This is a genomic window from Microcystis panniformis FACHB-1757, from assembly GCF_001264245.1.
GTDB lineage: Bacteria > Cyanobacteriota > Cyanobacteriia > Cyanobacteriales > Microcystaceae > Microcystis > Microcystis panniformis.
Genome location: NZ_CP011339.1, coordinates 5,562,668 through 5,577,962, shown reverse-complemented (window position 1 = coordinate 5,577,962; position 15,295 = coordinate 5,562,668). Strand labels below are relative to the sequence as shown.

Below are 15,295 nucleotides of genomic sequence, written 5' to 3'. Positions count from 1 at the left end.
TTTAGAGATGGTGTAACAATTGTGCTTTGATAATTTTTTCTGCGGGGTTGAGTTTAACTAATTGTGAACCTGTCCCGTCTTTACCCGTAACTGTCACAGTCTCTACCTCTAAGGGTAGTTTTCGATTCTGATTGGTACTTAATAACACTATACTCCCCTCCCGGGCCGCTACCATGGCCGCTAAACTATCCTGTTTGTTAACGAATTGTAAAGCAGGTGAACCAAGATCGCCTAATTGTGATAGACGTAAATTCTCGATCCCTAGTCTTTTCCCGTAACCTAATCCCGAAATCAGCAGCAGATTTTCCCGATGAGGGAGAGAAACACAACCAGCTAGATGTTCCCCGTAGCGCAACCGCAAAATTGCCAAACCCTGGGCAGATTTACCCATAATTGGCAATAATTCCTCGCGCACGGGATAACGCAACACCCGACCGCTACTGGTGGCGATCGCTAAGTCCAGGCCCTCGTGAGTAAAAATAGCACCATATAGGTGATCGTCTTCTTTCAATTTCATCAGGGACAAACCCCGACTACCAACCCCCTCTAATTCATTGATGGGAAGTCGCTTTATTCGCCCCTGTTGACTCAGTAAAAGCAATTCTTGATTTTTTTGAGGTTCTGTGAAGAAAAATTGATTTAACACCGCTTCTGACTCTTTTTGGGCGGTTTTGGTCAGCAGACTGGAGATTAATACTGGTTGATTCGCTTGCGGGGGAACTTCCCGGATAGCAATCGGGTAAGCTTTGGCATTATCGAGGATAACTAGGAAATTTTCCCGTTTTTCGATCGCCTGTTGATAGATAATTAAACCCCAGTCCGGCGCTCGCTCTTCTGGTGTCGTCCAACTGATTTTATCTTCGGCATCAAGCAATAAAATCGCATTTTCTGGGGGTTCTTGGGGCGTAAATAGACTTAAACTCGGTGCATTCTCACTCTCAGACTTTTTCTTAACTTTATTCTCCTGTTTTTTAACTTCTGACTTCAAAGAGGATGTAGGGTGTGGGGTGTGGGGTGTGGGGTGTGGGGTGTGGGGTGTGGGGTGTGGGGTGTGGGGTGTAGGTAAGGAAACCTCTTTCATCTGTGGGGGTGAAAATTTTTTCATCGGGACTGTCTCCTGTTTTTTAACAACAGAATCCTGTTTCTTCCCTGCTGCCTGCTGCTTCCCGTCTCCTGTCTCCTGTCTCCTGTCTCCTGTCTCCTGTTTTTTAACAACAGAATCCTGTTTCTTCCCTGCTGTCTCCTGTCTCCTGTCCCCCGACTTCCCGGTGCGAATTTTTGTCCGTCTGCTATCGGCGAATTTTTTCTTTAAAGAGCGCAATTCTTTTTTCAGAGACTTGAGAAACTCCTGACGGTTATGGAGGAGGGTTTCCAATTGTTGAATTTTTGTTTGTAATTCCGTCGCTTCCGTCTCTAACTTTTGTCTTTCCAAACCAGTTAAACGACGCAGAGGCATAGCTAAGATAGAATCAGCTTGAGCGTCACTAATGCCCAATTCTGCCTGAAAACGATACTTAGCCGTCGTCCCATCGGGAGCATTTTTGAGAATATCCACCACTCGATCGATATTCTGCAAAGCTAATAATAAACCCTCGACTAAGTGTAAGCGATCGCTGGCCTGTTGCAACTCATCGCCATACTGACGGGTGAGAGTTGTTTCTCGAAAGCGCAAGAATTCCTGTAAAACTTCTTTTAAAGACAACTGCCGGGGTTGATTATCGACCAAAGCGAGGATAATCGCCCCAAAATTAGTCTGTAGGGCCGTTTGTTGGTATAAAGCCGCCAAAACCTGCTGCGGTTGACTTTCCCGCTTTAATTCAATCACCACCCGAATGCCTTCGCGATTGCTTTCATCGCGGATATCGGCAATTCCCTCCAATTTCCCTAAATTAACTAATTCGGCGATTTTTTCAATCCATGCCGCCTTATTCACCTGAAAAGGCAACTCAGTAACCACAATTGCCGTCCTTTCCCTTCGGCGCTTGCCCTCAATGATAATTGTTTCAGTTTTCGCCACTCCGCGCACGGGAATAATCCCCCTACCGGTGCGATAAGCCTCGCGAATGCCAGTATCATCTAAAATCTCGCCTCCCGTGGGAAAATCGGGCCCGGGGATAATTTCTACTAACTTTTCCTCGCTTAAATCGGGATTATCAATCAAAGCGATTAAACCTTCCACCACTTCCCCTAAATTATGGGGAGGAATATTAGTCGCCATCCCCACCGCAATACCTGAACAACCATTAAGAATCAGTATCGGTAACTGAGCGGGTAAAACAACCGGTTCCTGTTGAGAATTATCAAAATTACTGCTAAAATTAACGATAGCATCGCTAATTCCCCCTAAAACCGCCTGATCACCGATGCCGGCCAAACGGGTTTCTGTGTAACGCATGGCCGCCGGGGGGTCGTTATCGATCGAACCAAAGTTACCATGGCCCGATAAAAGTGGGTAACGACTGGAAAAATCCTGTACCATACGAACCAGTGCTTCGTACACTGACTGATCACCGTGGGGATGATATTTACCCAAGACATCCCCACCACCGCGCACATTTGCGAAAAGGGCGATCAGGAGTTAACCCCAGTTCGTGCATAGCGTATAATATGCGACGATGCACTGGTTTTAAGCCATCCCGTACATCCGGCAAGGCTCGCCCCACGATCACACTCATGGCATATTCTAGATAGGAGCGTTCCATCTCTTGGTGTAAGGCCGTGGGTATAATTTGACCACTAGCTAAGAAATCCAGTTGTTTGGCCATGAGTCTCTCGTTTTCAATCTGTCTAGCTGTGAATCATACGGCATTTTGCCCTTTTTAACCTCGTTTATCCCTGAGCATCCCTATGACGACTGTTTTGATTGTAGAAGACGACCCGATTAATTTTCGCGTTTTTGCCAAAATTTTGACCAAACGAGGTGGTCTAGAGGTTAAAGGGACCGAAGACGTGGAAGAAGTGCTTCGTATTGCTCGGGATAAGGAAGCGGACGTGATCTTAATGGATGTCTCCCTCTCCCATAGTGTCTATGAAGGGAAAGCGGTGGATGGTATTAAAATCAGCCAAATTCTCAAAGCTAACCCCGAAACCGCCGATTTACCCGTTATTCTCGTCACCGCTCACGCTATGGAAGGCGATCGAGAGAATTTTCTCAAGCAGAGTCAGGCCGATGGTTATATTTCTAAACCGGTGGTTGATCACCAAGCTTTTGTTGAGCAAATTTTGGCGATTATCCCTCGGGATTCAGTCTAAGCTTTGAGTCTTCTTTTGTTAGTATATCAGTATTGATCTAGACCAGCTGCTTTCAGTTTACTCCTAACAGCTATCTCCCTAATCCTCCACTCTGCCATAGATGGCGTAGGCTCGATCGAGCGACCAGGCCCACATCTGATCCCCTAGGGAAAAATGCCACCATTCCCCCTTATGTCGGCTAAATCCCGCCTCCTCCATCACTTTAGCCAATAAAACTCGTTTTTGATGATAGCTCTGTTCTCGTGGGCTTTTTGCGGCAATATAATGATCGGGATGCGATCGCTCTCCGATCTCATCGATTTCTCCTCCCATGTCGATGGTTTGTCCCTTCTCGTCCACTAGGGTAATATCGATCGCCGCTCCGGTACTATGGGGAGGCGGGGTGGCGGCATTATCGCTGGGAATTGCCCAAATAGTGTAAACTTCTGTTAAAATCGCTTGACTTTCTGCCTCCGATAGTTTCTCTTTGGCTAATCCTTTTGTGTCTAGGAGAGTCTGAAAACTATAATCGACCATAAATTGTTGCACTTCGATCGGTCGATAGGCATCAAAAATCAGAATTTGCCAACCGGGTTGATAGACTTGCAGACGGTTTTGAGCGTCAATCAGAGCATTTAACACCCCTTGTCGCAAAAAATAGGGAGATTTACCCCGATAATTAGCCCCCAATTTCTCGTAAGCATGGGGAGAAGGGATAACAAATTTATCTGCGGGTATAGGTACTAGGGGTTCCCCACATTCACGAATAGGAATTTTTTGGTAGGGTTTCATCGCGTCGTCGAGAAACAGTAATTTTATTGATGGTCCACTCGATCGCCAGTTTACATAGGGTTTGCGGCAAAAAGTTTTTCGTGGGGGTAGGGTGTGGGGTGTGGGGTGTGGGGTGTGGGGTTTTACCCATTTTCAGGTGGTCAATTACCTAATTTTCAGGGAAAAAGTCCAGGGATTTTCCCCCCAATCACTACAAGGGTCGGCACTTTTTGAGGGAAAAAAGTCTAAAAACCTTATCCAACAAGGTTGTTAGATTTATTCAGCAAACCCTACATAAACCCGTTATTCCTCCTCCTCAACGGTTGTAGGGAATTTCATACTGGCCCAAGTTAACTGTTTTTGCGGGTCTTTTTCCGGTTCACTAAAACTCTCTTTGAGTTGTTCTTTCACCTGAGCAATATTGCCACTTTGAGCGGCATTCTTTAGATCATAGACATAACGAGCATTTTCGATCGCTTCCTCTTTACTACGAGAACTAGACTCAAAGCATTTTTCTAGGTCTTTGTAAATACCCTTGCGAGAGATTTTGAGAAAATATTGACGTTCTGTATCGATAAGTTTAGCCAATAATTCTAGGTGCATGGAATCCTCGGCACAGATATCCGCGAGGATATCCCATTCTTCACTCCCCAAAAGATTATTATCCGCCCCCGGTCGCGGATCTTGAAAAGTTTCTCCAGTCACTTGTTTATAAATCTTCGGTAATTGGTCATCAAATTCGTGCTTTTCTTCCCTCCAAATCCGGCGAATTTCGCTGAGTTCCTCCGTGGTAATTAGGGTAATATCTTTCATCTCCTCTGGGGCATTAGTACGCACGCTCTCCTGAGCTTCTAATACCCTTCTCAGCCAATATTCCCGCCATTTTTTAGTATAAGGACCGGGTATGGGTTCGATCTTGTCTGAACCAAAAAGTTCAACCTTGCCATAAATACGGCGAAAATCTCGCCTTTCTCTGTCGTTTTTTAAGTCTAATTCGTTGCGAAGCTCTAAAAGTGGTTGTAACCATTCTTTTTCTTCGTCATTCTGTATCATTGCCTCCATCGATTTATCTTTATTCACCAACGTACACACCCAACAACCAAAGCGCGAATCTCCACAGCTAGGAGTGGAAGTATCTACCACTAGGGGACATTCATTATCCGCAGTCGCTCCTCTATACATTGCTAATAATTCTTTGTTATCTCCTCCCCAGGGATTTTCCCACTGCATTAAGTACATCCATACTTCATCAGTACGCCAATCTTCTATGGGAGTATAAATCAAAGAGTTGATTAAACGTCCATTGGGGCTTAATCTGTCACGAACTCTACCTATTTCATGTTTTTTCATGGTGATTGCTCGCGCTTGACTTTCAGCCTTCCTAATTCCTAGCACAACAATAGTTTCACAATGAACTCTGACTAAATTGCGAATAAAGTTATTGACAGGCTGAATTTTCATGCGATCAGTACACCAACGAAAGCCGTGCCTTGGAGCAGGATATCCTTTTCCTATCAAACAAACCCAGAAAGTAGCGTCAACTTCAGGATGCAGTAGATGCGATTTAACAGGCATTTGTTGCTGTTTTGCCGCTTCTGTAAGCTGTCTAATACATCTGCGTACCCAAGTAGAAACAATTGGGTTTTCAACAAAAGTATCGGTAGTGATGACATGAATGGTTTTGTGTCGCTTCTCTAATGGTAAGGCAGCGATCGCATTCCAGATTAACTGCAATATACTTGTACTATCTTTTCCCCATGATACTCCCACAACCCAAGGAATAGTATCTGCACAGTATAATTCCTGTATTTCTTGAGTTAAATAATTTAAATCCTCGACAAACTCCGCAATAGTACGGATAGGCGACTTATCTGATTTGAGGGTATCTGTCATAAAAAGTCCGTATTTCTCTCGATACTGAGTGTCTCAAGGATGACTACAGAGTTTCGCCTAAAGATGAAGTATGACGGGATTTGGCATCATCCTTGGGCGATCAGCTGCTGTTCCTTGTTCCCTATTCTGGCGTTCCCTATTCCCCAAAACGAAAACTTCGTGCCTCATCATTAAGATAACTGCTATAATATATGATTATTGAGTGTTTTTTGGTATTTTTTTCTATTATGTCTGATATTGCAGCTCATTCTTCAGATTTGACTCAACAACTGAATCAGGTACTGGAATACTACTTTTCTGAGCATTACAGAGAGAAATGCTATCTTGGGCTAGTTTTCCAACAAGGAAAACGAAAAATGGTTCAAATAAACGTTCCCGCTCATGATTTACCAACCTTGCTCCAAGCAAAGCCATCTACAGGGAACGATCCCGATTCAGGAAAAAATCGCCCAGAGGTTCAAGGACATACAGAGGAAGTTAAAGAATATATCCTTAAGCGGATTAAACAAGATAAACCATGGATTTTAGGAACTCTAACAGCTAATGTTGATCCAGAAAAAATTAAGCTGATCGATCTTGCTCGTGGGCTATGCTTGGTTGTAATTGGGCGTGGAATCAAATTAGATATTACAGATGGTCAACATCGTAAACGCGCTATTCACGAATTGATTACAAATTCTGAGGGGGAACTAATCGGTGATAATGATTTTCCTATTACTTTGGTCTTGGAAGGGGATTTTAGACAATGCCAAACTGATTTTAGAGATATGGCTCAAACAAGACCTTTAGATAAATCATTACTCCTTTCCTTTGGTGAATTTGAAGGACGGGTGGGTATTACTAAAAATTTACTCTATCAAGTGTCTATGTTTGATGGTAAAACAGAAGCTATCAAAGATCAAACTTCGTTAAAAAAGAAACTTATTTATACATTTAACTATGTGGCTAAATTAGTAAGTTTAGCATTTGATAACGACATTAGTTCTGATTTAACAGAGATAAGCGTTGAAGAATCATCTGAGGTTTTATCTAAATGTTTAAATCAGTTTTTTCATGAGTGTTCTCAAACTAGAGAAATAGCGGAGAATAGCACAGATAAATTAACCGTTGATCAGTTAACTCAATTTCAGACAAGTTGTATTTTAGGACGTAGTGTAGGCTTAGAAATATTAGGATACTTGTTGCACGATATTTATGATGAAAATAACAACAGTTTTGATAGTGCTAAAATTTCATTGTTGGCTGGATTAGACTGGGCAACTGGTAGTGATCTTTGGAGTGGAAATGTCGTTAAAATAGATCCTAACCCTAAAAAGCCAGCAAATCCTTACAGAATATCTGCGAGCATGAATATGGTAAAACTGGCAGTTTACAACGTAAAAAATCGGCTAGGATGGGTAGAAAAATCTACAAGTTCTATGTTAGATTTTCAATGATCGAGCGCGGCTGACAAGCGATCGCAAAAAATCGAACTTATGTACTATGATCAACCCTTAATCCAACTTTAAAAACCCGCTTCCCACTCCCTCCTATACCCTTTAAAGAGGATTTAGTATCACTTTCCCGGGTTGAGGGTTTAAGTCCAGTTAGGGATTAAAGAGTAACTCCACCGTCCACGGGTAAAACCACCCCTGTCATATAGGGGTTGATAATCAAACTCAATACTGCTAGGGCGACTTCTTCGGGTTGCCCTAAATGTTCGACAGGTAGAGCAGAAACCGCCCATTTGCTCAGGTCGGAGCGTTCCGAATCACCTTGACTGGTCCAGATGCTTGTATCTTCTATTAATCCGGGGGCAACAACGTTAACGCGAATAGGAGCGAGTTCTAGGGCGAGGGCGCGTCCAAATACGGCTACGGCACTATTAGCGGCGGCTATGACGGAAATTCCGCCCATTTTGGAATATTTGAACATAGTGACGCTGGATGTCAGGGTAATAGAACCGTCCTTGGCCAAAGTTTTCAGGGAGCCACGCACTGCTAAAAAGGTTGCCCAGAATTTCTCCATACCTCCCCGGGCCGTTTCTGCGGTCATTTCGGTTAATAAGGCTCGCGGCATATTTCTGTCTCCCAGAGAGGTGACTACTAAATGGTCAAAGTTGCCAATTTCTGCAAAAAAGGCATTAACAGAATCTTCTTCTAAAAAATTAACAGTTTTGGCTTCAATCTCCCCGGAAATTAGGGCAACAGCGGCAGCTAATTTCTCTTGAGAAGCATGGGAAAGCACCACTTTTGCCCCTAGGGAGAGCAATTTTTGAGCAATCGCTAGGTCAATCCCGGAGCTTGCACCAATAATAACGACTTTTTTACCCGATAAGGAATCAAACATTTTTTTGTCTCCAAAAATTCAAGAAAAACTTACAACTATTACAGTTCATTGACTGGCTTTTGGGCAGCAACTAACCAATAAGTTATGACCGAGGAACTTAGCAAATTATCGAGAGGCTTAATGTTTAAATTATAGGTTTCTTCGTCTAATTTTCCCGATTGCAATTCCTCTGTTAACCAAGACTTAAGATGGCGAAAATGTCTGAACCAGCACTCCTCCGTCACCTCGACAAATTGAACATCTTTAAACCCTGCCTGTTGATAAAGATTTTGATACTCGGCAATATCTTTGACCGTGTTTGCTTGGGGAACTGTCCAATCCCCCAAAAGTTCCGTTGTGGCAAAACTCAGATCTGAGAGAATTAAGGTTCCCCCCGGCTTTAATACTCGCCAAGCTTCTTGCAAGAATTGCCGCCTGGTATTAAAATAAAAAGCCGCTTCTACACAAATAATTTGCTCAAAAGAATGATCGGCAAAATCCATCTCTACCGCATCCATTAACAGAAATTTACCCTCGGGAAAATTCAAGAGACTTCTGGCAATTTGTGTCGGAGAAATGTTAATCCCCACAATTGCTGTCAATGGGTAATATTTGAGAAGATAATGGGTAGTTGCTCCCAAACCACAGCCAACATCAAGAATTGTTCCCTGTTTGTTGGGAATAAATTCTAAAAGTTTCTCCATCAGAGTAGAGGATGCTTCCTGTTGATCTTGAGTATGGGAGAGCCAATAACCGACATTAAAAAACTCTCTTTCACCATAAAACTCTCGAATCGAAGGACTACAAATTAAATCATCGAATCTACTAATCCATTCATTTTTATCCATTGTTAAACTCACTTAACTGTTTCGGCAAAAACTACATTAGTTTAACACGATTTGGCTTAGTAGAGCGGGAAGTACCCACTTTCCGCACTTCTTAACATTCAATTAATAATTTTTACTAATATATTGCTTACAATCCTTTGCCAGTAAAGATTATAGCTACAATCATGGATTTTGATCAAGGTGAAGAATTGTCAATTTTTTTCTCAGAAAAAATCAATTATTGAAAATGTTCTTAATAGTAGTTTGTACAATGAAGGTTTTTCGTCAAAACATCTTGGGGAATGTAAAAATATATAAAAGTATATGAAGATGTGCGGAATGTCGGCCGTTAAGGCACTATGCTGAATCATACTGTTTTTTAAAACACAGAGTTGTCATGCCTAATTTTTCGCACACTTGTAGCAGTATCAACTACGACCCTAACAGCACAATCCTGAGTGCTGAGTGCCAAGCTCGCGATGGAGAATGGCTCCCTACCGAACTGAGGCTTAGTGACCATATCGGTAATATAGATGGGGAATTGCAGTTCGGGGATCAAAACTTCCAAGAAACCTGCCAAGATTGTCACCTTGAGTTCGGGGATGGAGAGCAATCCGTATGGTTGGTGTGTACTTGTCAAACAATGGATGGGGAATGGAAACCTACGCAAATACTGTTAGACAGTCAGATCGATAATAACGATAGCCAACTGGAAATCGGATAGGGTAGGGGAGGACGCAAGAAATCCACGATTCCGCTATCTGTTGGCTAGGAAACCTACACTTACCCGCAAGAAAAGTGTAGGTAGTTCACCAAGTATTTGACTTGAGTAAGACGGCAATATATGTTACTATCGCAAGGTAATCGCAGCTATCTTGAAAAAGCTGCCACTCAAAACTAGGAATGACCATGAATTATCCTAATAGCGAACAGAGTAAAGCAATCCCCTTCTTTGCTCGTTTTTTGTCTGCGGACCAAGACGAGGCTCCGACTCCCGATTCCCCCCCGATTCTGAACCCGCTCCCGTTTGGACTTGGAAATGGCCTTCTGACTGGGAAGATAGTTAATTAATTTAAAGATTGCTTTCAGTAATTCAGACAGAAATAAACTGCCGCCATAAGTCAAGCAGGAGTAAGATTTATGGCGGTTTTTTGTTGTATTTAGGGTTTGCTAAACAAGTCAATTGGCCGGTGAGGGCAGCAGGAGAGAGGAGGGAGAAAGTGCTTAGTCAAGTTAAAACTACTCTTCAGCAATTTCGACTTCTTTGGGAGCAACAGGTTCTTCGGCAGCAATTTCTACTTCAATAGCCTTTTTCAGGTTAAGTTTTAGAACTTGAGAAATTGGCAAACCTTCCACCTCATTGATGAGATATTCTTGAGTTTCTGTTTCACGACGTTTGAGATAGACCGTTTTAAGCAGTGCCTCAATGCCATAACCCGTAACAATGTCACCAATAATGGTAGAGATGCCTAAGACCCCAAGTCCACCAATTAGTCCCAGCGGACCGCCTAACCCAAAAAGTGCGTAAATCGCAGGATAGGCAGTACCACCAGATGCGGCAACAGCAATAATGAAAATAATGCCGGGGAGTCCCAGAGATGCAAGTTTTTGAACAACTTCATCCAGAGAAATTCCCCAGGAGACAAGTTTTTTGTTGATTTCTGTGGGATTAATTCCGAGAAAATCATTGGGAATGGCCGTTTCAGTAGTTTCCGTCATTGATGAGACTCCTAAAATCACTAAGTTGGATTGGTTGGTCGGGATTTCAGTCATATAAAATCCATGGTAAGGCAAAAGAATACAAATCGGCTGTCTAGCAATCAGATGCCTTGCAGCATTCTACATTAGTCTTACTGTTCACACAACTTGTAGAAAATCGTCAGTTCTTAGATTAAATCCTGTTTAAAAGATAGAGGAGATTGGGTAGAAACAATTGATAACTGGGGTTTTCAAGTTGGATTGGGAGTTAATCATAGTCTTAAAAACGGGTTTGGTATCAAATCTCAAGGCAAACTTTTAACTCTTCGGCTAAAATCTGGACATGGGGTTCCACCATAATCGAGACATGATTTCCTAGTACGAAATGAATCTCAACTGGCTCTGTAGAAAATTCACTCCAGCCTAAAGAAGAATCCTCGCAATCTCCAGCTATTAAATCTTTATTTGGATCATCAGCTAATTCCTCACTGGCCCGTATAATCGTGATTTTACCAGGATAAGTCTGTTTAGGGAGATAATCAATCAGACATAAACAGCTAGTTTTATAGGCTTGGACAATTTTTTCAAGCTGCCTAGTTTCCGCATTGGGGGAAGCATATTAGCCAGTTTAAAAAAGTTTAAGGCGTATTTTAATTGTTCCTCCACTGTTAAGACTTGAAGAGTTTTATAGGAAATATCGACGGTTTTATCTAAATAAACTTCGATACCTTTGCTGACTTCAGCTAACCACCGCGCATGATCCCAATTAATATAATCAAGCAAAATTTGTTTGTCTTTATAGGTGGGTGCTGAAGAATCAATGATTGCTAGTAATGCCACTTGTTGACCCTGATTAACCAACTGTTGAGCCATTTCAAAAGCCACATTACCACCGTAGGAATGTCCTCCCAAAAAGTAGGGTCCTTGGGGTTGTAAATCCTGCATGGCTTTAATATAAATACTGGCTATATCCTCAATGCGACTGATTTCTCCAAACTGTTGATAGAGATCATTTTCAAAACTGTAGAAAGGTTGATCTTTTCCTAAACAACGTCCTAAATGGTAAAAATAAAATGGTCGTCCTCCAGCGCCTGGAACACAGAAAAAAGGCGGCTTTGAACCCTGGGGTTGAATGGGAACTAAACAAGACTGGTTAGAGGAATCTGCATCAGTTTGGATAATGGTCGCTAACTGTTCAATAGTTGGGTTTTGAAATATTGTAGTTACGGCAATTTCTTTGCCTAACTGTTCTTTAATTTGGGTGATTAAATAAGGAGCTAAAAGGGAATGGCCACCGAGGTCAAAAAAGTTATCCTGCACGCTAATTTTGTCAATCTTTAGCACTTTTGACCAGATTTGCACAAGGTTTAATTCTAACTGATTACGCGCTCCAATAAATCTGTCTGAATCACTGGTGTTACTGGGAGCTTTTAACGCACGGCGATCAATTTTTCCGTTAGCTGTTAAAGGGAAAAACTCCAGCATCACAAAAGCACCCGGAACCATATAACCGGGCAATTTATCGCTAAGAAATTGACGCAAATCGCCACTTGTTAGCTTTACTCCTAGCTTAGGTACAATATAGGCAACTAACTGTTTTTCCCCCGGATTGTCTTCACGAACAATCACACAGGAAGACTGTACCGCCTGATTTTGACTAAGTACGGACTCAATTTCTCCTAATTCAATACGGAAGCCGCGAATTTTTACTTGATTGTCAATCCGTCCTACATATTCAATATTACCATCGGGTAAATAACGCGCTAAGTCTCCCGTTTTATATAATTTTGACGGCTCATTGCCCCCCTTATTAAGGAGGGTTGGGGGATCACTTCATCCTTCTCAAAAGGATTAGGAATAAATTTTTCTTGGGTTAATTCGGGACGGTTAAGATAACCTTTGGCTAATCCTGCACCAGCAATATGTAATTCTCCTACTACACCAATCGGGACAGGTTGCAGATTTTTATCCAGTAAATAGATTTGGGTATTGGCAATCGCTTTACCAATGGGAATAGTTGTCGCTGTAGAAGCTACGTTTTCCACTAAATACCAAGAAGAAAACGTTGTATTTTCCGTTGGACCATAGACATGAAGCAACCGTTGTGGCGCACCTTTTTCTAGTACCTCTTGTACCCATTTTGGTTCAACTGCTTCACCCCCAAATAGTAAGCATCGTAAGTTACTAAAAGCTTGGGGAACTAAATTAGCTAACTGATTAAAAAGTGCTGTGGTTAAAAATAAGACACTAATCTGATTTTCCTTTAAGCTTACTGCCAATTCTTGGGGTGAGAGCAAAACTGATTTAGCGATAATAATAATCTTAGCACCGTTAAGTAAAGCCCCCCAAATTTCAAAAGTAGCGGCATCAAAAGCAATATTAGACGCTTGCACAACCCGGTCATCAGGAGTAAACTGGATGTAATTAGTATTTAATACCAGTCGATTAACTGCTTGATGAGTGACGATAACACCCTTGGGTATTCCTGTAGAGCCAGAAGTATAAATAACGTAGGCTAAATTATCCGCAGAAACTGTGCTGTTCAGATTCTCCAGACTTGCCTGATTAATTTGTTCCCAATCTTTGTCTAAACAGACAAAAATAGCATTATGATTTGGCAGGGAAGCCTGTAAATATTCGCAGGTTAATATTATTTTAACTTGGGTATCTTGGAGCATAAAGCTAATGCGTTCTTGGGGATAATCTGGGTCAATAGGAACATAAGCTCCACCGACTTTAAGAATAGCCAATAATCCCACAATCATGTCGAAGGAACGCTCTAGACAAATCCCCACTAATTCATCTGGTTTTACTCCTAATTTTTGCAGGTAATGAGCTAATTGATTAGCTCGACAATTTAATTCATTGTAGGTTAATTGTTGATCTGAACATACCACTGCTACCGCATCGGGTGTGCATTTTACCTGTTCTTCAAATAACTGATGAATACATTTATCAGAGGGATAATCTGTGTGAGTTTCGTTCCACAATGATAACAATTGATAACGTTCTTCATCACTTAACATCGATAACTCAAAAATTCCCCTATTGGGATTAGCTGCAATCGCAGTTAAGAGATTTTGAAAATGTTGCCCCATTTGGTTAATGGTGGGGCAGCAAACAAATCCGTACTATAACACCAAACCGCTTCTAAACGATCAGAAACTTCCCAAAAATTTACCTCTAAATCAAATCGCGCTTTAAGCTCAACAGATAAAGGCAAACTCTCCATCTTTAAGCCAGATAAACTGGCCTCAGATTGGGGAGTATTTTGCAGTGAGAACATTACCTGTATCAAAGGATTATGACTTAAATCTCGGTTTAATTGTAATTTTTCTACTAACATTTCAAAAGGCAAATCTTGATGGGCATAAGCTGATAAAGTTGTTTGCTTTACTCGTTCTAATAACTCGATAAAACTCGGATTTCCTTCTAGATTACCTCTGAAAGCCAAAGTATTGGCAAAAAAGCCCATCAATTTCTCAATTGCCGAACTATTACGATTAGCGATGGGAGAACCCACCAAAACATCTAATTGACCACTATAACGAGAAATTAGGACAAAAAAAGCCGCCAGTAAAGTCATAAATAGTGTTGCTCCTGACTCCTGACTTAACCTTTTGAGGCGTTGCGTTAAGTCTTGATTCAGGCGAAAAACCTGCCCATCACCCTGGAAACTAGGAATTGGGGGGCGGGGATAATCCGTCGGCAATTCTAAAATAGTAGGTGCATCTTGTAACTGTTTTTGCCAGTAATTAAGTTGACGTTCCAAGACTTCACCGGTTAGCCATTGACGTTGCCATACGGCAAAATCGGCGTATTGAATCGATAATTCAGGGAGAGGGGAAGGCAATCCCTGAACAAAGGCTGCATAAAATTGAGATAATTCACCAAAGAAGATGCTCAAAGACCAACCATCGTAAATAATATGGTGCATCTTCAACAGCAATACATACTCTTGAGAACCCAGTTTAAGTAACTTAAATTGGACTAATGATTCCTTGGCTAAATCAAAGGGTTTTAAGGAGAAAGCAATCGCTATTTCTTGCAGATGTTCTGTTTGTTCATTTTTTGATAAATTTTGTAAATCTTGAAGGGGTAAACTGACGGGTGAAGGGGGAGCAATGCGCTGAATTGGTTGCCCTTCCACCATAGGAAAAGTGGTTCTTAAAATTTCGTGACGGCGAATTAGTTCACTGAGACTTTGTTCTAAAGCCAACAGATTGAGGTTTCCTTCTAACCGTAAAGCGTCTAACAGATTATAGGAATGACTATCGGGGGAAAGTTGCTGCAGAAACCAGAGTCGTTGTTGAGCAAAAGAGAGGGGTAAATCCTGATCCCGTGATACAGGAATAATCTCTAAATCAACAGTATTAGTTGGGATTTTTGCCGCTCTTAAAAAGTCCAAAATTTCAGGTTTTTTGGCGGCGATTTCTTCTTTAATTTCTGGGGTCATAACCCCTTTGGGAGCCTGAAAACGAAGTTTTTCGCCTTCCAGCCATAGTTTAATCTCTAAACCCTTCAAATACGCTAAAAAATCTCCTACTTTCACTTACCAATTGCCTCCA

General features: G+C 41.8%; 10 protein-coding genes and 2 pseudogenes. 5 read left to right on the top strand and 7 right to left on the bottom strand.

What is annotated here, in order from left to right:
- Position 1: 1 nt before the first annotated feature.
- Positions 2-2,765, bottom strand: a pseudogene (locus VL20_RS26140) (DNA gyrase/topoisomerase IV subunit A).
- Positions 2,766-2,847: 82 nt separating this feature from the next.
- Here VL20_RS26140 and VL20_RS26135 point away from each other — a divergent pair.
- Complete coding sequence (locus tag VL20_RS26135; protein WP_002765033.1) at positions 2,848-3,252, top strand: response regulator; 405 nt, start codon at positions 2,848-2,850, stop codon at positions 3,250-3,252.
- A 78-nt stretch (positions 3,253-3,330) separates the two neighbouring features.
- On the opposite strand, the gene VL20_RS26130 is transcribed toward VL20_RS26135, so the two are convergent.
- On the bottom strand, positions 3,331-4,023 hold the full coding sequence (locus tag VL20_RS26130) for a M15 family metallopeptidase (RefSeq protein WP_052278282.1): 693 nt from the start codon (positions 4,021-4,023) through the stop codon (positions 3,331-3,333).
- Positions 4,024-4,084: 61 nt separating this feature from the next.
- Between VL20_RS26130 and VL20_RS33430 the strand changes: the two genes are divergently transcribed.
- Positions 4,085-4,276 (top strand): hypothetical protein, encoded by a 192-nt coding sequence (locus VL20_RS33430; protein WP_104397014.1) that lies wholly within the window; start codon positions 4,085-4,087, stop codon positions 4,274-4,276.
- Between the two features lie 29 nt (positions 4,277-4,305).
- Here VL20_RS33430 and dndC read toward each other — a convergent pair whose 3' ends face one another.
- Positions 4,306-5,895, bottom strand: a complete 1,590-nt coding sequence (dndC, locus tag VL20_RS26125; RefSeq protein ID WP_052278281.1) for a DNA phosphorothioation system sulfurtransferase DndC — start codon at positions 5,893-5,895, stop codon at positions 4,306-4,308.
- Positions 5,896-6,086: 191 nt separating this feature from the next.
- Here dndC and VL20_RS26120 point away from each other — a divergent pair, with 191 nt between their 5' ends.
- Positions 6,087-7,331, top strand: coding sequence for a DNA sulfur modification protein DndB (locus VL20_RS26120; protein ID WP_199328818.1), 1,245 nt, complete (start codon positions 6,087-6,089; stop codon positions 7,329-7,331).
- Between the two features lie 157 nt (positions 7,332-7,488).
- Here VL20_RS26120 and VL20_RS26115 read toward each other — a convergent pair whose 3' ends face one another.
- Both VL20_RS26115 and VL20_RS26110 read right to left on the bottom strand, forming a co-directional pair.
- Positions 7,489-8,223, bottom strand: coding sequence for an SDR family oxidoreductase (locus tag VL20_RS26115; RefSeq protein WP_052278280.1), 735 nt, complete (start codon positions 8,221-8,223; stop codon positions 7,489-7,491).
- A 38-nt stretch (positions 8,224-8,261) separates the two neighbouring features.
- The gene (locus VL20_RS26110; protein WP_052278279.1) at positions 8,262-9,050 is read right to left on the bottom strand and encodes a class I SAM-dependent methyltransferase; all 789 of its coding nucleotides are present in this window, start codon (positions 9,048-9,050) and stop codon (positions 8,262-8,264) included.
- Between the two features lie 376 nt (positions 9,051-9,426).
- On the opposite strand from VL20_RS26110, the gene VL20_RS26105 reads away from it, so the two are divergent.
- Positions 9,427-9,753, top strand: coding sequence for a mannose-binding lectin (locus VL20_RS26105; RefSeq protein WP_052278278.1), 327 nt, complete (start codon positions 9,427-9,429; stop codon positions 9,751-9,753).
- A 179-nt stretch (positions 9,754-9,932) separates the two neighbouring features.
- Positions 9,933-10,100, top strand: a complete 168-nt coding sequence (locus tag VL20_RS30730) for a microviridin/marinostatin family tricyclic proteinase inhibitor (protein ID WP_369800423.1) — start codon at positions 9,933-9,935, stop codon at positions 10,098-10,100.
- 168 nt (positions 10,101-10,268) lie between these two features.
- On the opposite strand, the gene VL20_RS26095 is transcribed toward VL20_RS30730, so the two are convergent.
- Both VL20_RS26095 and VL20_RS33975 read right to left on the bottom strand, forming a co-directional pair.
- The gene (locus VL20_RS26095) at positions 10,269-10,748 is read right to left on the bottom strand and encodes a hypothetical protein (protein ID WP_052278589.1); all 480 of its coding nucleotides are present in this window, start codon (positions 10,746-10,748) and stop codon (positions 10,269-10,271) included.
- A 277-nt stretch (positions 10,749-11,025) separates the two neighbouring features.
- Positions 11,026-15,279, bottom strand: a pseudogene (locus VL20_RS33975) (amino acid adenylation domain-containing protein).
- Positions 15,280-15,295 lie beyond the last annotated feature (16 nt).